Genomic DNA, 18,904 nt, shown 5'->3' with positions numbered 1-18,904 from the left:
TTTGGGTTAGCTCGCGGCTTGCTGCGGTTCGGGGTCTGTCTGCAGAGCATCCCCGAGATGGACGATATCGATTTCGCGGTTGGTTGGGAAGCCCGTACCAGCCGGAATGAGATGGCCCATGATGACATTTTCTTTGAACCCGCGCAGACGGTCCACCTTGCCGAGTGTAGCGGCTTCGGTGAGTACCCGGGTCGTATCCTGGAAGGAGGCTGCCGAGATGAAGCTGTCGGTCTCCAGCGAGGCCTTGGTGATACCAAGGAGCACCGGGCTGGCTTCGGCGGGTTTACCGCCCTTCTCGACGACGCGCTCGTTCTCAGCATCGAACTCAAGGCGGTCGACCTGATCGCCCCACAGCAGGCTGGTATCACCGGGATCGGTGATCTTCACCTTGCGAAGCATCTGGCGAACGATGATTTCGATGTGTTTGTCGTTAATTTCGACACCCTGGAGACGGTAAACCTCCTGGACCTCGTTGAGCAGATGCTCCTGGAGTTCCTGGGGTCCACAGACCTCGAGGATTTCGTGGGGCACGACAGGCCCCTCGGTAAGCTGCTGGCCTTTCTTCACAAAATCGCCCTTGAAGACGATGATGTGCTTGGCGAGAGGAATCAGATGTTCCTCTTCGGCGCCAGTCGCCTGATCGCGAACGAGCAGGCGGCGCTTGCCGCGGACGGTGCCGCCGATGTCGACGATACCGTCAATCTTGGCGATCTCCGCTGCGTCCTTCGGACGGCGGGCCTCGAATAGCTCGGCCACGCGCGGGAGACCACCCGTAATGTCTTTGGTCTTGGCGATCTTACGCGGAGTACGCGCAAGACGGGTACCGGCGGAGATTTTGCTGCTCTCCTTCACTTCGATGTGAGCGCCGGCCGGGATCGAGTAGCTGGCCAGGACTTCCTTGGCATCGTCCACGATGACGATCTGCGGGTGCAGGTCTTCCTTGTGTTCGATGACCACGGTGCCCATGACGCCGGTGGCTTCGTCGACCTCCTTGCGGACGGTGACGCCCGGGATCATGTCGCGGAATTCCACCTTGCCACCCTTCTCGGTGATGATCGGCACGTTGTACGGATCCCACTGGATGAAGGTCTCGCCCTTCTTGACCGAGGCGCCGTCGGCGATGGCGATCACGGAACCGACAACGATGTTGTAGCTCTCGAGTTCCCGACCGTCCTTGCTGTGCACGCTGACCGTACCGTTCTTGTTGAGAACGACGTAGTTGTTCTCGGTCGTTTCCACGACCTTGAGTTCGTTGAAGCGAACCGTACCGTCGTTCTTCGCCTTGATGATGGGCTGCTTGAAGGTCTGGCTGGCCGTACCACCGACGTGGAACGTACGCATCGTGAGCTGGGTGCCGGGCTCGCCGATCGACTGGGCGGCAATGATGCCGACAGCCTCGCCGAGCTTGACGATGTTGCCAGTGGCCAGATTGCGGCCGTAGCACTTTGCGCAGATACCGCGACGGGATTCGCAGGTCAGGGCCGAGCGGATCTTGAGCTGCTCGAGACCGATCTTTTCCAGAGCGGCCGCAGTTTCTTCGTCGATGATCTGGCCCGACTTGAGAATCGACTGGCCGGAGACGGGGTCCTTGACGGTTTCGCAGCTGGTGCGTCCGATGATGCGAGTGGACAGGCTGACCACCTCTTCGTCACCCTCGTAGATCGGGCGGACGATGATACCATTGATGGTACCGCAATCATCCTGGGTGATGATCACATCCTGAGCGGCGTCAACGAGCTTGCGGGTCAGGTAACCCGAGTCAGCCGTCTTGAGTGCCGTATCGGCCAGACCCTTGCGGGCGCCGTGGGTCGAGATGAAGTACTCGAGCACGGAGAGACCTTCACGGAAGTTCGAGATAATCGGCGTCTCGATGATTTCGCCCGAGGGCTTGGCCATGAGACCGCGCATACCGGCGAGTTGCTTGACCTGGGTGCGGTTACCACGAGCGCCGGAATCCACCATCATGAAGACGGGGTTCATGTCCTTGCGGCCGTCGTTGAACTCCAGCGTGCGGAAGAGGGCGTTGGCCAACTCTTCACCCGTGTGGGTCCAGATATCCTGCACCTTGTTCTTTCGCTCACCGTCGGTGATGATACCGCGGCGGTACTGCTTCTCGACCTCGGCGATTTCCCGGTAAGCCTTCTCAAGCTGAGCAGACTTTTCCTTCGGGATGATCATGTCGGTGATACCGATCGAGATACCGGCCTTCGTGGCGGAGCGGAAGCCCATCTCCTTCAGGCGATCGAGAGTCTCGACCGTGCGCTGCTGGCCCACGGCCTTGTAGCAACGCCAGATGATGTCGGAAAGCTGCTTCTTGCCGCAGACCTTGTTGTAGAAACCGAGTTCCGGCGGCCAGATCTCGTTGAAGATCACGCGGCCAGCGGTGGTTTCCAGAACCTTGGTCTCCGTGTTACCGTAAACGGTCGGCTTGCCACCGAAGTTCGGGTTCTTGTAGCGGATGCGGGTATGGGTGACGACTGCACCCTCGGCGAGGGCGAGTTCCACCTCGGCAGCGCTGGCAAAGAGCGGGAGACGCTTGTCACCCTTCTCACCACGCGGATTCTGCGTGAGGTAGTAGCAGCCGAGCGGAATGTCCTGCGAAGGCGTCGTGATCGGCTTGCCGCTGGACGGCGAAAAGATGTTGTTCGGCGCAAGCATGAGCATGCGCGCTTCCATCTGGGCCTCAACCGAGAGCGGAACGTGCACGGCCATCTGGTCACCGTCGAAGTCCGCGTTGTAGGCGGTACAAACGAGCGGGTGAATACGGATGGCTTCTCCTTCGATGAGCTGCGGCTCGAAAGCCTGGATCGAAAGACGGTGCAGGGTCGGAGCGCGGTTCAGGAGCACCGGGTGTCCCTTGGTCACCTCTTCGAGGATGTCCCACACTTCCGGTGTCTGGCGCTCGATGAGCTTCTTGGCGCTGCGGACCGTATGGACGTGTCCCTGCTCCTTGAGGCGACGAATGATGAAAGGCTCGAAAAGAACGAGCGCCATCTTCTTCGGCAGACCGCACTGGTTGAGCTTGAGCTCAGGACCGATGACGATGACCGAACGACCGGAGTAGTCGACACGCTTGCCGAGGAGGTTCTGGCGGAAACGGCCACCCTTGCCCTTGAGCATGTCGCTGAGGGACTTGAGCGGACGGTTCGCCGCACCGGTGACGGCGCGACCATGGCGGCCATTGTCGAACAGAGCGTCGACGGCCTCCTGGAGCATGCGCTTTTCGTTGCGGATGATGACCTCGGGTGTCTTGAGCTGCAACAGGGTCTTGAGACGGTTGTTGCGGTTGATGACGCGGCGATAAAGATCGTTGAGATCGGATGTGGCGAAGCGACCACCCTCGAGCGGAACGAGCGGGCGGAGATCCGGAGGGATCACCGGGAGCACGTTCAGGATCATCCACTCGGGACGGGTCTTCGAGTTCATGAAGCCCTGAACGAGCTTCAGGCGCTTGGCGAGCTTCTTGCGGAGCTGCTTGCTGCGCGTGGCCGTCATCTGCTGCTCGATCTCGTCGTGGAGATTCTGCAGATCGGTCTGCTCGAGGAGCTTCTGGATGGCCTCGGCACCCATGCCGGCGACGAAGTCGTCACCGTACTGGTCCTCAGCCTCGCGGAATTCTCCCTCGGTGAGCAGCTGGCAACGCTGGAGCGGCGTGCTGCCCGGGTCGATGACGATGTAATCCTCGTAATAGATGACGCGCTCGAGCTGGCGGCTGGTCATGTCGAGCATGAGGCCGATGCGCGAAGGCATGCACTTGTAGAACCAGATGTGCGAAACCGGCACGGCGAGATCGATATGGCCCATGCGCTCGCGGCGCACGCGGCTCAGGGTGACCTCAACGCCGCAACGATCGCAGACCACGCCCTTGTGCTTGATGCGCTTGTACTTGCCGCACGAGCACTCCCAGTCGCGGGTCGGGCCAAAGATACGCTCGCAGAACAAGCCGCCTTTTTCCGGCTTGAACGTACGATAGTTGATCGTCTCCGGGTTCTTGACCTCGCCCTTGCTCCAGCTGCGAACGCTTTCCGGAGAGGCGACGGTAATACCGACTTCGTCGAACCCAAGCTCCCTCTGCTCGCCGAAGATTTCACCGATATTGACTTCTTTCATAGTAACTTTCGTATTCTTTCTACGTTACTTCAGCTGTCTCTTAGGCAGCGGATTCTTCGAGGGAAGGTTCGCTTCCACCGACTCGTACATCGAGGCCCAGGCCCTTCATTTCCTTGATAAGAACGTTGAAGGATTCCGGGGTCCCCGCCTCGAGCGAATTGTCGCCCTTGACGATGGACTCGTAAATACGGGTGCGGCCTTGCACGTCGTCGGACTTGACCGTGAGGAGCTCCTGGAGCGTGTAGGCGGCGCCGTAAGCTTCGAGCGCCCACACTTCCATTTCTCCGAAGCGCTGACCACCGTACTGGGCTTTGCCGCCCAGTGGCTGTTGGGTGACCAGGCTGTATGGTCCGACCGCACGAGCGTGGATCTTGTCGGCAACCAGGTGGCCGAGCTTGAGCATGTAAATGTAACCCACCACGACCTGTTGATCGAAGGCATCACCGGTGCGTCCGTCGTAAACGGTCGACTTGCCCGTCTCGGTGACCCAGGTGAAATTCTCCTGGCTCTTGGCGTCGCGGAGATACTCTTTGATTTTCTCTTCCGGGATACCGTCGAAGACCGGGGTGGCAACCTTGAAGCCGAGCGCCTTGGCGGCAACGCCAAGGTGCGTCTCAAGCACCTGACCCACGTTCATTCGGCTCGGCACGCCGAGCGGGTTGAGCACGATGTCCACCGGGGTACCGTCCGAAAGGAACGGCATGTCTTCCTCAGGCACGATCTTGGCGACGACGCCCTTGTTACCGTGGCGTCCGGCCATCTTGTCACCGACGGAAAGCTTGCGCTTGCTGGCGATGTAGACCTTCACCTGCTTGATGATGCCGGGATCGACGTCATCACCGCTCTCGATGCGGCCGAGGTTCTGCTCCTTCTCGCGCTCGAGGTCTTCGAAGCGATGCTCGTACTGGCCGATGATCTCGCGGATCTTGTTGCGGATCGGGCTCGGGTCGATTTCGACGTGATCGTACACGGCAGCCAGCTTGCGCAGGAGCTGCTTGGTGATCTTGCGGTTCGCCGGGATGATGATCTCACCGGTCTGGGCGTTCACCACGTCGAGCGGGATCTTCTCGTTGAGGAGGATGTTGGAGAGCGCGGCGGTGAGCTGCTCGTGCAGGTCGTCTTTGCGCTTCTTGTAATCCTCGAGGATCATCTTCTGCTGACGCTTCGACTCGGTCGGCGTCATCTTGTTGCGGGTCACTTCCTTCTTGGAGGAGACCTTCACATCCATGACGATGCCGTAGGTGCCGGAGGGCACGGTGAGCGAGGTGTCTTTAACGTCGGCGGCCTTCTCACCGAAGATGGCGCGCAGGAGGCGCTCTTCAGGGGCGAGTTCCGTCTCGCTCTTCGGCGTGATCTTGCCGACGAGGATGTCGCCGGGCTTGACCTCCGCACCGATGCGGATGACGCCGTCGGGTCCGAGGTTCTGCAGAGCCTCCTCGGAGACGTTGGGAATATCGCGGGTGATTTCTTCCGGGCCGAGCTTCGTGTCGCGGGCGCCGATTTCGAACTCATCGATGTGGATGGAGGTGTAGATGTCCTCCTTCACAACGCGCTCGGAGATCAGGATGGCGTCCTCGAAGTTGTAACCGTTCCACGGCATGAACGCGACGAGCACGTTGCGGCCGAGAGCGAGTTCGCCCTTTTCGGTGTTCGGGCCGTCAGCGATGACGTCGCCCTTCTTGATCGCCTGCCCCTTCTTGACGATGGGCTTTTGGTTGATGCAGGTGCTCGCATTCGAGCGCATGAACTTGCGCAGTTCGTACACCCACACGCCATTGGCGGAGTCGGTCTTGATCTTCTTCTTGCCTTCGGGAAGCTCACCATCATTCGTGATGATGATGTGGCTGCCGGTCACGGAGGCGACGACGCCTTCGGACTCCGAGCAAATCACAGCGCGCGAATCGCGGGCGACGCGGCCTTCCAGGCCGGTGCCGACGAGCGGAGCGTCGGAAACGAGGAGCGGCACACCCTGGCGTTGCATGTTCGAGCCCATGAGCGCACGGTTTGCGTCGTCATGCTCGAGGAACGGGATGAGGCCAGCGGCCACGGAGACGAGCTGCTTCGGCGAGACGTCCATGTACTGGACCTTCTCGGGCTCGACTTCCACGAAGTCACCGCGATAGCGGGAGGAAACCTTCTCGCCAGTGAAGGCGCCATTGGCATCGACCGGCGAATTCGCCTGGGCGATCCAGAAGTTCTCGTCGCGATCACCGCTGAGGTACTCGACGATATCGGTCACGCGACCGTCGACGACCTTGCGATACGGGGTTTCGATGAAACCGAATTCGTTGACGCGGGCAAAGGTGCTCAGCGAGCTGATCAGACCGATGTTCGGACCTTCCGGCGTCTCAATCGGGCAGATACGACCGTAGTGCGAAGGATGCACGTCACGAACCTCGAATCCAGCGCGATCACGGCTCAGACCTCCAGGCCCAAGGGCCGAGAGACGGCGCTTGTGGGTGAGCTCGGAAAGCGGGTTCGTCTGATCCATGAACTGGCTCAGCTGTGAACGACCAAAGAAGTCGCGCACAACCGCGCTCAGCGATTTCGGGTTGATGAGCTTCTGCGGCGTGATCTGGTCGACACCGGCATCAAACAGCGTCATGCGCTCGCGGACGAGACGCTCCGTGCGAGCCAGGCCCACACGGCACTGGTTGGCGAGAAGTTCGCCCACGGTACGGACACGGCGGCTGCCGAGGTGATCGATATCGTCGGTCATCCCCTCCCCGCGGCGGAGTTCCACGAGGTACTTCATCGCGGCGATGAAGTCGTCCTTGGTCAGGATACGCTCCTCGTCGTTGACGCCGAGGTTGAGCTTCTGGTTGATCTTGTGACGACCCACACGACCGAGATCGTAGCGCTTGGGATCGAAGAACAGACGCTTGAGCATGCTGCGGGCGTTCTGAACGGTCGGCGGATCGCCAGGGCGCAGCTTGCGGTAGATGTCCTTGAGGGCCTCCTCCTCGTCGTGGGCAGGGTCCTTCTTGAGGGACTTGATGATCGTGTCGTCGTCCTTCGTGTCGACCACCTTGACGGTCTTGTGGCCGAGGGAAATGAGCTGGCGGATGGTGGCGGCGTTCAACGGCTCGAATGCGCGTGCCACAGTGATTTCGCCATCGCGGATGTCCTCGATGAGAACCTTGGTCGCGATCTCCTCCTCGTCGAGGTTTTCGGCGAGCTTGAGGTCAACGATATTGTAGAAAAGCTTGATGATGTCCTCGTCGGACGGATAGCCGAGAGCACGCAGGAACGTGGTGGCAAGGAACTTGCGGCGGCGCTTGCGACGATCGAGGTAGACGTAAAGCAGATCACTGGTGTCGAACTGAACTTCGATCCAGGAACCGCGATCCGGGATGATGCGGAAGCCGTGGAGAAGCTTGCCATTGAGGTGAACGCTCGTCTCAAAGCAGATGCCAGGCGAACGATGCAGCTGGCTGACGACGACGCGCTCGGCACCGTTGATGACAAACGTGCCTTGCGGGGTCATGAGCGGGATTTCGCCCATGTACACCTTTTCTTCCTTGGTGCTCTTCTCGTCCTTGTAACGGAAGGTCACATAGAGCGGCGCGCTGAAGGTCTGCCCTTCACGCTGGCACTCCATCGCAGACATCTTCGGATCGCCCAGCTCGTAGCTGACGAAATCGAGGCTGGATTTCTCCTCGAAACCGAAGATCGGGAAAAACTCGCGAAAGACCGCCTGGAGGCCGACATTCTTACGCTTCGACGGATCTACGTCCTTTTGGAAGAACTCGTTGTACGAGTTGATCTGGAGTTCGATGAGATTTGGCGGCTCGATGGCCTCCTTGAGTTTGCCGAAGTGAATGCGTTCAGACATGGCGGTTATAGATTCAGTATGGGGAGCCGAGTTAACGTCCAGCTCCTGCGGCGAGATACGGGAAAAGCAAAACGCCCTCACGCGAGGCAAGAGTCATCTCTTGGCTCGTGCGGGGACGCAAAATGTTAAAGCTTTTCCAGTCGACGCAGATAAGTGGGACGAAATTCGGCGGAATTTTTAATTTTGATCGCCCGCCCCGGGAACGCAAGCCAAAAGTTTTGGTAAACTTTTGGCCGCGTTCCCGCACTTGGCGGGGAAAGGAACTACTTGATCTCGACTTTGGCGCCAGCCGCTTCGATCTTCTTCTTGATCTCTTCGGCTTCTTCCTTGGTGACACCTTCCTTGAGGGCCTTCGGAGCGCTCTCGACGAGGGCCTTGGCTTCGGCGAGGCCGAGGCCGGCAACAGCGGCGCGCACTTCCTTAATGACGGCGATCTTGTTGCCGCCAGCGTCAGCGAGGATGACGTCGAACGAGGTCTTTTCCTCAACCGGAGCTGCAGCGACAGCCGGGCCTGCGGCGGCGACTGCCACCGGAGCAGCGGCGCTCACGCCCCACTTGTCTTCGAGCTGCTTAACGAGATCAGCGATTTCGAGGACAGTGAGTCCGCTGAGCTGATCGACCAATGCTTGTGTATCTGCCATGGTATGTATTTTTTGGTGTCGTCGCGCCCAGAAGCCTCAGGGCATTTGAGGCCGACAGCCGTCGACCCGACGAGGAACCGTTGTGTTTTTGGGTATCCCATGGCGCGGCTTCTAACGCCTTGGGAAAGTCTTTTTTCTTTAGGCTCCCTGTTCGTCCTTCTCGGCCTTGGCCTTGAGGAGGCGGGCCAGGCTGGCGCCGGGCTCGTTGAGGATGCGGACAAACTGGCTGGCCGGGGTCTGGAGCAGACCGAGGAGCTTGGCCTGGAGAACTTCCTTGGAAGGAAGGTCAGCGAGGGCCTTGACCTGATCGGCGGTCAGAAGGGCGTTATCGAGGATACCAACCTTGACCGGAGGACGCTCAAACTCGGAAACGAAGGTCTTGAGGACCTTGGCAGCAGCGCAGATGTCGCTCTCGCCTGTGACGATCGCGGTCTGGCCACTGAGGGCACCATTGAGCTCGGGAAGACCGAGATCCTTGATGGCGCGCTTGACGAAGGAGTTTTTGACGACCTGGAAGGTCGCGCCCACGCCAGCGAGGCGGGTGCGGAGTTCCTCGAAATGCTTGACCTGCATGCCGGAGTAGTCGGCAACGAGGAGAAACGGCGACTTCTGAAGCTTGGCTTCGATGTCGGCGACGATAGTGGTTTTTTCGGGTCTCATTGCAGGTGCAGGTTAGTTTTTAAGGAACGGAGCAGCGTCCACCGTAACACCAGGGCTCATGGTGGCGCTGAGGGTGATGTTTTCAACAAACGCGCCCTTGGCGGTTGCCGGGCGGGCTTTGACGACGGCGTCGATGACGGCGCTGCCATTCTCCACGAGAGCAGTCTCGTCGAAAGAGAACTTGCCGACCGGGACGGCGATGTTGGCGTTCTTGTCGAGCTTGAACTCCACGCGGCCTGCCTTCACTTCCTTGACAGCCTTGGCGGTGTCGTCGGTGACGGTGCCTGTCTTGGGGTTCGGCATGAGGCCGCGCGGTCCGAGGACCTTACCAAGCTTCTTGACCTCAGCCATGGCGGCCGGAGTGGCGATGGCGACATCGAAGTCGGAGAAACCGCCGGTGACCTTCTTGAGGAGGTCGTCATAACCAACGAATTCCGCACCAGCCTCGCGGGCGGCCTCAGCGGCTGCGCCGGTCGCGAAAACGAGGACTCGGACATTTTTGCCGCTGCCGTGCGGGAGCGGGCAGGTGCCGCGAACCATCTGGTCGCTCTGCTTGGGATCCACACCCAGCTTGAAGGAAAGCGTGACCGTCTGGTCAAACTTCGGGGCAGGAAGACCCTTGAGAGTCTTGATCGCTTCGGAAAGCGGATACTTGCGATTGCCATCCACCTGCTCGGCGGCGGCACGATAACGTTTGCTGCGTTTGTTAGCCATTTAGGGTTTGCAGTACAGACGATCCGCCTCACGGCAAATCTCCTGCGGTTTGGGTTTATTCGGTGATTTCGATGCCCATCTGACGGGCGGTACCACAGATCGAGCGGTATGCGGCTTCTTCGGTGCGCGCATTCATGTCCTTGATCTTGATCTTGACGATGTCGAGGACCTGCTTCTTCGTGAGCTTGGCGACCTTGGTCTTGTTCGGCTCCTTGGAACCAGCGGCGAGACCAGCAGCTTTCTTGAGGAGGATCGAGGCCGGGGGCGACTTCGTGATGAAGGTGAAGCTCTTGTCCTTGTAGACGGTGATGACTACGGGAAGGATATCACCCGCCTGCTTCTGCGTGGCGGCGTTGAATTCCTTGCAGAAGGCCATGATGTTGACACCCTGCTGGCCGAGGGCAGGACCGACCGGAGGCGCGGGATTCGCTTGCCCGGCGGGAATCTGCAATTTGATCTGTCCGACGATTTCTTTTGCCATAAAATGAGAGAGCCGCCGCTCGGGCGGAAAGGGTCAAGAAGCAACCACGAATTGCCCAATCGGGCAAGAAGAAACTTTACTTTTTGGAGAGCCTGTAGAAGAGCACCGCCCCCAGAGTGATGAAAAGGATGTTCGGGATCCAGATTAACAAGGCGGGATGCGCTCCGGCATTTCCCCGGAAGGTGTCGGCCATGATAATGAAGAAAAAGTAGGTAAACGCAACGACCAGACTCAGCCCGAAACCGACCGACGTTTCCTTGCGGTGTGTGGTGATACCGAGTGGCACCGCAATAAGGGCAAATGCCAGGCAGGCCAAGGAGGCCGAAAAGCGCTTGTTCAGTTCCACCGACGCCTCAAGCATCTTGCCATCAGCCCCTTGGGACATGAAGTTGAGCAACTCCGGCAACGTGTACGAGCTCAAGCGGCGGCCGGTGAGAAATTCATCGTAAAATTGCTGCAGAGAGATGGGAAAGTCTCCCTCTGCCACGACGATGCCCTGGTGAATTTTCGAAATATCCCGGGGAGCTTTTTCGTCGCGCTGTTCAAATCGGGCGTCGAAAAGCTTCAGGATCAGCTGCTTGTTGGGAATGTCCGGGGTGAGGATGCCCTCGCTGGCATAGACCATCTTGGTCGGCTCCCCATCGTCATTGATCTCAAAAACGATAAGATTCTCGAGCTTGTCGCCGTTCTTGCCGCCCACGTAAATGCGTCGGTCGGGAAACTGGTCGACCACCTCGTCGGCCCGGAACACTGCGGCCGGATTGCTCGTTGCGATTTCGACGATCGCCTTGCTCATTTTTTGCTCCGCGCGCGGAGCAACATCAACATTGATCCAGAAGCAAATCGCCGTCAGGACGATGGCGAGGAGGAAAACCGGAATACAAAGGCGGGGAACGCTCACGCCGTTGGCGCGCAGGGCGATTAGTTCATTATCTGCAGAAATACGACCAAAAACCAGGAGGAGCGCTGTAAGGAATCCCCACGGAATGGTGAAAGTCATGGAAAACGGCAGCACCAGCGCCATGAAGGACACGACAGTGAGAATGGGGACATCCGGGTTGTTGATGATGACATCCAGGAGTTCCTTGAACAGGTTGCCGAGAACAAGCACCAGACTGAGCACCACGACGCCAAAAAAGGCGGTCGCCACCACGCTCATCCCGACATAACGATCAATAATCTTCATGAACTAAAAAGCCCCTGCACGAGCGGAAGCCCGGGCGCGGGGTGAATCCCTTCAAATAGGCGATGAGGCATGTACGATCAAGCGTTTTGCCCCAACGCAGTTTCTTCCGGACGCTCCCGCCGTATCTCCAGGGCAACTGCGGCAATCGTCGCGACGGCAAGGAATCCCGCCGCCACGGCAAAGGGTAGAGCGGCATACGGCCAACGGTGGCCCGCCTCGGACATCCCGAGCAACCATCCCGCAGTCAGCGGACCGGCAAAGCGCGCCAGGCTGCCGGCAGATTGGACGACCCCCAGAGCCCTCCCCTGCCACTCCGCCGACGCACTGCGGGACGCCAGCGCAGAAAGCGTGGGCATGAGCAGGCTATTACCGATGCCAACCAGGGCCGAGGCCGCGAGCATCAATCCAAACGTACCGGCAAACGCCAGCGCCACCAAACCGACGAATACCAGAGAACTCCCGGCAACCGCGAGCAGGCCCTCTCCAAATCGCTTTACCAGTCGTCCGATGAGTCCTCCCTGAATGATCACTCCGAGGATACCGATTCCCGCCAGGATGTAGCCGGTATGGAGGGCGTCGAGGTCGAAGCGGTGTTTCAGGTAGAGCGCAAAGAGCGCCGTCATCATCGAAAAACCCGCAATCACCAGAAAGTAGCACACGAGGCTCGCGACATACTGCTGGACCCGCACATGCTGGAAGAGATCAGGAAAAATACGCTTTGCCTCCGGAGCGGCAGCCCCGGTTTTGCGGGACTCGGGCAGGAAAAAGACGATAAAGAGGAAATTTACGGCAGCGAGCCCGGCCGCGATGAACATGGGAGCGGAATAGTTAAACTTCACCCCGGCCCATCCGCCCAGGGCTGGCCCAAAAACAAACCCCAGTCCAAAAGCAGCGCCAAGGAGACCCATCGCCTTTGCCCGATTCTCCGGCGACGATATATCGGCCAGGTATGCCTGCGCCGCGCCGATATTGGCTCCAGCAATTCCGTCGATTAACCGGGCCACAAATAGCATGAGGACCGATCCAGCCATGCCCATGAGAAGATATCCCGCAATCGTCCCGATGACTCCAAGCAACAGGACGGGCTTGCGCCCGATACGGTCGGACACTTTGCCCCAGATAGGCGCAAAGAAGAACTGGGCCAGGGAAAAAACCCCTACCAGCCAGCCAATCTGCCACGGGGTGGCGCCGAAGTGCTCGGCGTAGAGAGGCAATACCGGAATGACAATCCCGAAGCCGAGAATGTCGATAAATACGGTAAAAAAGATCGCGAGGTATTGCAGCGGACGTCTGTCCATGAGAGAGGATCACAATCAACAGGACTTCCTGCGCAAAAGCAAGGGCGCGACATGATTTGTCGGATGGTTGCGCTGGCGTTGCACATTGCGCGAAAATCTGAAAAGTTTATCTTCACTATTTGTTCATGGCCTCATCCCCGAATTCGACTCCGACTCGCTGGTTTCCAACTCTCCTCTGGGGCAACTCCGTGGCGCTCTCCTGGATGTGGGGCCTCGGTTTGTTCTTTTCCGTCCAATTTTCCACCCAGTTTGGGCTGTTTGGTCTCCTGATTTTCGCCATCACCAACGGCCTCGGGCTGTTGTGTTTTGGCTTGGTCACGCATCATATCGCGCGTCGTGAGCCGGGGTCGGAATCGCTCGCCCGTTTCTTTACGACGTGGTCCAGACCGTTTCGACTGGTCTTCTTCCTGTATCAACTCCTGGCGATCACCCTTACGATTTTTGCCTTTATTCGGTACGGATGGCTCTCGCTCGGCATGCAGCCGTGGCTGCTTTACCTCCCCCTCACCCTTCTGATCGTGCTGGCAGCGGCAATCCTGTTTGGCGAGGAGTTTGACATCAAAAGGATCAAGTACAGCCACGGCGTACTGGGCCTCATCCTCGCTGCTGCGGTCGCAGTGCTAATCGTCAACGCGATCCAATCGGGACCAGCCACCGCCCAGGGCGAGCCCAAGATGCTTGCTCCCGACTGGGATTTCTGGGGCTATGTCATCCCCATCATCATCGGCTTCCTCGTCGGCCCATGGCTCGACCTCCAGCAGTGGCAGCGAGCCATCCAGATGCATCGCGAGCGGGTTTCCATCGCTGCGGCATATTGGGTGGGATCGATCCAGTTCACCCTGATGCTGATTTTCCATGGGACGATGACATTGTGGGCGCTGAGCCATGGAGCCAGCCACTACCTGCGCCAGGGTATAGGACATTACACCTACGGGCACGAGACGCTGGTTCTCCAGTTCTTCGAGCACGCCTCGCCATGGGTGTTTGGCGCTTACGCGGTGTGGATCTGTGTCTGCATCCTGACGACGCTGGATAGTGGCTACATCTCGCTCCGCTGGTTCCTTCAGGACAATGCCGCGCTGTCAAACAATCCGCTCTTTGCACTCATCCCGAAGCGGCTCATCACATCGCCCATCCCGATCTTCATCTTTGCCGGTGTGATCGCCCTCATCGCGGCTGTGCTCAGGCTGGAGCTCGAGTACTTCATGATCTTCTATGCGACGTTCTTCGTCGGGTATTCCGTCCTCTCGATCGCCCGCTGCTACGTCATCACCCCGGCCAATGCCATTCCGCAGGTCAAGATGTTCTGTATCGGCAGCCTCGCCGTGGTCATCTTTGCTTACGGGTATTTCCTGCGCCTCCCGCTTTTCCAGATCATTGGATCACTTCTGCCTCTGGCCTATGTCGTATGGCTGCTGCTGAAGCCGGGCTCCCCGCAGGAGTTTGTCAGCGACTCCGAGGAACTCGCTGCGCCGTCGCAGGATATCGGCCCCGCCACGGCTGCGGTGATGCCTGCCGCCACAGGAGCCGCTCCCGTCACCGGCGGCTATCCGGTCGGCGGACATTTCGAGGGCAAGTGGTTCATCCACTCCTTCGTCGCGACCTACGCGGATACGAACTCGGTGGGTAACGTCTACTTCGGCATGTACGCCATGTGGGTCGGCAAGACCCGCGAACTGTTCTTCAACCAGGTCATGCCAAAGTTCGACCTGAAGAACACGCCGTTCTACATTCTCACCCGTTCGTTCGAGCACAAGTTCGTACGCGAGACGCGCGAGTTCGAGACGGTGAGCGTTCGCATTCGCATTGCGAGTTACAATCGCAAGTTCGTGATCCTCGAGCACGAGATCTACGACTCCGCCCAGAAGCTCCTCGGACACGGCAAACAGTCGCTGCTTTTCGTAGCCTCCACCGACTACAAGCTCATTGATCTCCCGGCCGAGGTGACAGCGGCCTTCATGGTCTACACATAGGAATGAAGCGAGTCCGACTACTGGCCGGAGCCGGTGCGATGGCTGTCCTGGCTGGATGCCAACCACCGAGCACCAAGCCTGTCCTTCCAAAGGAGACTCCTGCTCCGACCCCGGAGGTCACCCCAGTAGTCGCGACATCGACTCCATCCCCTACGCCGATCCCCGTGCCCGCGCTGCCTCGCAAACCGGTGGAACTCGGCCGGATGTTCAACGGCATCACCTTCCAGACAAAATTCGCCACTCCCGCCAGCGACGAACTCGCCTCCATCGAACGCACCCAGGACAACGCCTACGAGGTACAGGTTACCTTCACAGCCAGGCTCCCACGGGCTAGCAAGAGCCTGGAAGATCTGGCGAAAAATGACCCCAAGCTCCCTCATGTGCTGAATCAGATGCCGTCGCTGGTCGAAAATGCGAAGGTATCCCCGTTCTTCGAGAAGCTCTATAGCAACAAGATTGAGTCAATCCGCAGCCAGCTCTTCCAGCTGGACGAAGTGCTCTCACGCCACAACTTCTACGACTGCGAGACAATGCTGGAGCTCACGTCGCCCGATACAGGACGGAAAGCCCTGCTTCTCATTGGTGACATGGACGTCAATGTCGATGGCACTGACGGCGATCGCAACGTCCCGGTCGATGACTCCGGTCGGTTCTTTCAGCCACAAACGAGCTATCGCTGGAAACGCACCACCGACCGGATCAATCCTCTGCTGCCGCGCTATCAGCAAAAGCTGGCGGATTTCAAGCGTGAGTATGCCGTACCCGGCCTCACCGCCGCCCGCAACAAGGAACTCCAGCAGGCCATCGACCAGACCACCCGGACGATCAACGATCTCAAGACCTACAGTTTTCTGATCTCGTCCACCGACCCCTCGATCGTGATCCCGACATTCATGATTAATGACAAGGAAGATCCGTTTGCCCCCAAGGTCGGAGACTACGCGGCCGTGATCTACAACGGTGTGGTCTACCCTGCTATCGTCGGAGATGCAGGGCCTTCCGCCAAAATCGGTGAGGCATCGATCCGCCTGGCCAGGGAGATCAATCCAAAGGCTTCCTCCATCGCGCGCCCGGTCAGCAACATCAAGGTGGCATATCTTGTGTTCCCAGGAACGGCGGATCCCGCCACGCAGCCGAATCTGGCGGATTGGCGGGCCAAGTGTAAAAAGTATCTCGACGAAATCGGCGGCACCGCACCGGAGCTTTTCTCCTGGCCGGACATCGTGCCTCCATGGCCAACTCCCACCCCGACACCTACGCCTACCCCCACGCCCGAACCTTCGCCAAGCCCCGCTCCGAGTTCATCACCGGAAGGTTCTCCGGCTGCGGGAGCATCCCCGGCAGCAACGGTTAATCCCAACTTTATCATCGAAACTCCCCAACCCTCCGCGACTCCCATGCCGTCAGGCTCGCCGACTCCTGCGGCATCGCCCAGCCCGAGTCCAACCGCTCCGCAGCCAGCCGTTATTACGCCCGCCGACGCGTCGGCGCCCCCCTCAAATCCGTGATCGCACCCGAAGATATCCGCCAGCTTCTTTGCGCGCTGGGTGACCACATCCAGTCGCGTTTCCTGAGCGGAAGAGCATCCAGATCGATCGAGGATCTCTCGGGCATCGCTGCCGAGACTGCGGCGGACACGATCTATCAGATCGACCGCCTGAGCGAAGACGCCATCTCAGAGTGGTTCTCCGCACATTGGCCTCACGACGAACCTGTGCAGGTCGTGATGGAAGGCATCGAGGACGACCATCCCCTGTGCTTTCCAGCAGGTACCGACGTTTCCGCCACCCGCTGGAAGTGCATCATCGACCCGATTGATGGAACACGGGGAATCATGCATGACAAGCGTAGCGCATGGACGCTCGCAGGCGTCGCTCCACAGAGAGGAGACGATACTCGTCTCTCCGGCATCATCGCCGCCGCGATGACTGAGCTACCCGTCACCAAACAATGGCGGGCAGATCAAATCAGCGCGACCCGGGGAGGCGGCTGCGTCTTCACCTCCCGCAATGTGCTCGACGGGAGCACTGCTCCGCTTTTTCTCCAGGCATCGCAAGCCACGCAGTTTGAACACGGCTTCTCCTGGCTGGCAAAGTACCTGCCTGAGGGCCGTACACTCACCGCGCAGATCGAGGAGGCCCTCTGGGAGGAGTTGACGGATTACAAGGGCACCGCTCCCCTCCAGGTTTTTGACGACCAATACATCAGCACCGGAGGGGCGTTTTATGAAATGCTCTCCGGGCATGACCGGTTTGGCGGCGACATCCGCCCGCTGGTCTTCGCTCGACTCGGGCTCGATGCCGCCCTCGTCTGTCATCCCTACGATGTTTCCGCCGCGCTGGTCCTTTCCGAGGCCGGAATCATCTACGAGCACCCCCTCGGTGGATTCCCGGATGCGCCATTGAACACGACGCACCCGATGGCCTGGGTGATCTACGCCAATCCCACCATAGCCGCCAAGGCCAGGCCCGTGCTGCAAAAGCTCCTGAATCAATTCCTCGCATGACCCGGGAATCCCTGCTGGCCGGCATCGCCGTAGCCATACTCCGCCTCCTTTTCTGCACCATCCGACTCAAGGTGGACGATGACTCGATCATCAAGAACGACATGTCGGGAAAATCGATCATTCTGTGCTTTTGGCACAATCGCATCCTGGGCATCACGGTTTCGTTTCTGCGGCGATATCCCAAACAGCGCAAGGGCGTCACTGTACTCACCAGCCCGAGCAAGGATGGCGAGATTCTTGCCCAGATCATGGCAGGATTTCGCATGGGAGCCATCCGCGGTTCCAGTTCGCGTCGAGGTTCCCAGGCCATGCGCGAACTCGTTCGCGCTGTCGAGCAGGGCATTGACATTGCGGTCACGCCCGATGGACCGCGAGGCCCGTGCTACAAACTCGGCCCTGGCGTCGTCTTCCTCGCGCAGACCACCGGAACGCGCATCCTGCCACTGCATGCAAAGTTTTCCCGATGCGTCCGGCTGAAAAGCTGGGATCGCTTCATCATCCCATTGCCCTTCTCGACCATCTCGATCAAAGTAGGCGAACCGATTTCCGTGCCCTCCGAACTCACCGCCGAGGAGTTCGAGAAGGTACGCCTTGATTTGGAAAACACTTTAAAAAATGAAGCAGATTGACGGAGCAGCCGTAGCCCAGAAGGTTCATCAGGAAACGCGCCAGCGCATTGAGGCGCTTGCCGCCCGCGGCATCCAGCCGGGCCTCGCCGTCGTGCTGGTTGGGGATGACCCGGCCTCCCGCGCCTACGTTCGTTCCAAGGACAAGCGCGCCGCAGAACTCGGCTTTCACTCGGTCAAAAGAGAGCTGCCCGCCACGACATCCCAGGAGGAGCTCCTCGCGGTGGTCCGTGAACTGAACCATGACCCGGCTATTCACGGCATCCTCGTCCAGTCTCCTCCGCCAAAACAAATCGACGAGGCCGCCATTGTGCGCGCCATCGATCCCAACAAGGACGTCGACGGCTTTCATCCCGTAAATGTCGCCAAGCTCGCATTGGAAGATCCGACGGGCTTTGTGCCCTGCACCCCACTGGGCTGCATCCGCCTGCTGGAGGAAGCCGGAGTCTCCACCGCTGGAGCCAATGCCGTCGTCGTGGGCCGCAGCATGATCGTGGGCAAACCCATGGCGCTGCTCCTCATGCGTCGCGGCAAGGGCGGCGACGCCACGGTCACCGTGGCGCACTCACGCTCGAAGAACCTTGCCGCCATCACGCGCCAGGCAGAAATCGTGATTGCCGCCGTGGGCCGCCCGCATTTTCTCGGAGCCGAACACATCGGCGACGGCGCCGTCGTTATTGACGTGGGCATCAACCGTATTGACGACCCCACCTCCCCCAAGGGCACCCGCCTCGTCGGCGATGTGGATTATGACGCGGTGGCAGAAAGATGCGCCGCCATCACGCCCGTCCCCGGAGGCGTAGGCCCGATGACGATCGCCATGCTCATGGCCAATACCGTGCAGGCCTGCGAGCAGCTTACGAAGTAGCTCGTT

The 18,904-nt window shown here is 59.4% G+C and carries 13 protein-coding genes; 5 read left to right on the top strand and 8 right to left on the bottom strand.

Annotation, left to right across the window (positions count from 1 at the left end; genetic code table 11):
* Nucleotides 1-6 precede the first annotated feature (6 nt).
* From rpoC to TSACC_RS08760, 8 genes are all read right to left on the bottom strand, one after another.
* Nucleotides 7-4,110: a DNA-directed RNA polymerase subunit beta' gene (gene rpoC, locus TSACC_RS08795; protein WP_075078961.1), complete on the bottom strand. Its 4,104-nt coding sequence runs from the start codon at nt 4,108-4,110 to the stop codon at nt 7-9.
* A 40-nt stretch (nt 4,111-4,150) separates the two neighbouring features.
* Nucleotides 4,151-7,945 (bottom strand): DNA-directed RNA polymerase subunit beta, encoded by a 3,795-nt coding sequence (rpoB, locus tag TSACC_RS08790; RefSeq protein ID WP_075078960.1) that lies wholly within the window; start codon nt 7,943-7,945, stop codon nt 4,151-4,153.
* Between the two features lie 263 nt (nt 7,946-8,208).
* Nucleotides 8,209-8,586, bottom strand: a complete 378-nt coding sequence (gene rplL / locus TSACC_RS08785) for a 50S ribosomal protein L7/L12 (protein ID WP_075078959.1) — start codon at nt 8,584-8,586, stop codon at nt 8,209-8,211.
* 138 nt (nt 8,587-8,724) lie between these two features.
* The gene (gene rplJ / locus TSACC_RS08780; protein WP_075078958.1) at nt 8,725-9,246 is read right to left on the bottom strand and encodes a 50S ribosomal protein L10; all 522 of its coding nucleotides are present in this window, start codon (nt 9,244-9,246) and stop codon (nt 8,725-8,727) included.
* 12 nt (nt 9,247-9,258) lie between these two features.
* Nucleotides 9,259-9,960 (bottom strand): 50S ribosomal protein L1, encoded by a 702-nt coding sequence (gene rplA / locus TSACC_RS08775; protein WP_075078957.1) that lies wholly within the window; start codon nt 9,958-9,960, stop codon nt 9,259-9,261.
* Nucleotides 9,961-10,015: 55 nt separating this feature from the next.
* A complete protein-coding gene (rplK, locus tag TSACC_RS08770) occupies nt 10,016-10,441 on the bottom strand; it encodes a 50S ribosomal protein L11 (RefSeq protein ID WP_075078956.1) in 426 nt (141 codons plus the stop codon).
* Nucleotides 10,442-10,517: 76 nt separating this feature from the next.
* The gene (locus TSACC_RS08765; RefSeq protein ID WP_084400329.1) at nt 10,518-11,627 is read right to left on the bottom strand and encodes an LptF/LptG family permease; all 1,110 of its coding nucleotides are present in this window, start codon (nt 11,625-11,627) and stop codon (nt 10,518-10,520) included.
* A 77-nt stretch (nt 11,628-11,704) separates the two neighbouring features.
* Entirely contained in the window at nt 11,705-12,925 is a 1,221-nt protein-coding gene (locus TSACC_RS08760) for an MFS transporter (RefSeq protein WP_075078954.1), read from the bottom strand.
* A 125-nt stretch (nt 12,926-13,050) separates the two neighbouring features.
* Here TSACC_RS08760 and TSACC_RS08755 point away from each other — a divergent pair, with 125 nt between their 5' ends.
* From TSACC_RS08755 to folD, 5 genes are read left to right on the top strand one after another with little or no spacing between them, the layout of a single operon-like run.
* Nucleotides 13,051-14,898, top strand: a complete 1,848-nt coding sequence (locus TSACC_RS08755; protein WP_075078953.1) for an acyl-CoA thioesterase — start codon at nt 13,051-13,053, stop codon at nt 14,896-14,898.
* A gap of 2 nt (nt 14,899-14,900) precedes the next feature.
* The gene (locus TSACC_RS22530) at nt 14,901-16,406 is read left to right on the top strand and encodes a glycoside hydrolase family 75 protein (RefSeq protein WP_084400328.1); all 1,506 of its coding nucleotides are present in this window, start codon (nt 14,901-14,903) and stop codon (nt 16,404-16,406) included.
* Nucleotides 16,403-17,404 (top strand): inositol monophosphatase family protein, encoded by a 1,002-nt coding sequence (locus TSACC_RS08745; protein WP_075078951.1) that lies wholly within the window; start codon nt 16,403-16,405, stop codon nt 17,402-17,404. Before TSACC_RS22530 ends, TSACC_RS08745 begins: the two co-directional genes overlap by 4 nt.
* A complete protein-coding gene (locus TSACC_RS08740) occupies nt 17,401-18,033 on the top strand; it encodes a lysophospholipid acyltransferase family protein (RefSeq protein ID WP_075078950.1) in 633 nt (210 codons plus the stop codon). Before TSACC_RS08745 ends, TSACC_RS08740 begins: the two co-directional genes overlap by 4 nt.
* The gene (gene folD, locus TSACC_RS08735; protein WP_075078949.1) at nt 18,020-18,898 is read left to right on the top strand and encodes a bifunctional methylenetetrahydrofolate dehydrogenase/methenyltetrahydrofolate cyclohydrolase FolD; all 879 of its coding nucleotides are present in this window, start codon (nt 18,020-18,022) and stop codon (nt 18,896-18,898) included. Before TSACC_RS08740 ends, folD begins: the two co-directional genes overlap by 14 nt.
* Nucleotides 18,899-18,904 lie beyond the last annotated feature (6 nt).

Source organism: Terrimicrobium sacchariphilum (assembly GCF_001613545.1).
Taxonomy (GTDB): domain Bacteria; phylum Verrucomicrobiota; class Verrucomicrobiia; order Chthoniobacterales; family Terrimicrobiaceae; genus Terrimicrobium; species Terrimicrobium sacchariphilum.
Note: the sequence above shows the minus strand (reverse complement) of the source record. Positions and strands in the feature narration are given on the sequence as shown.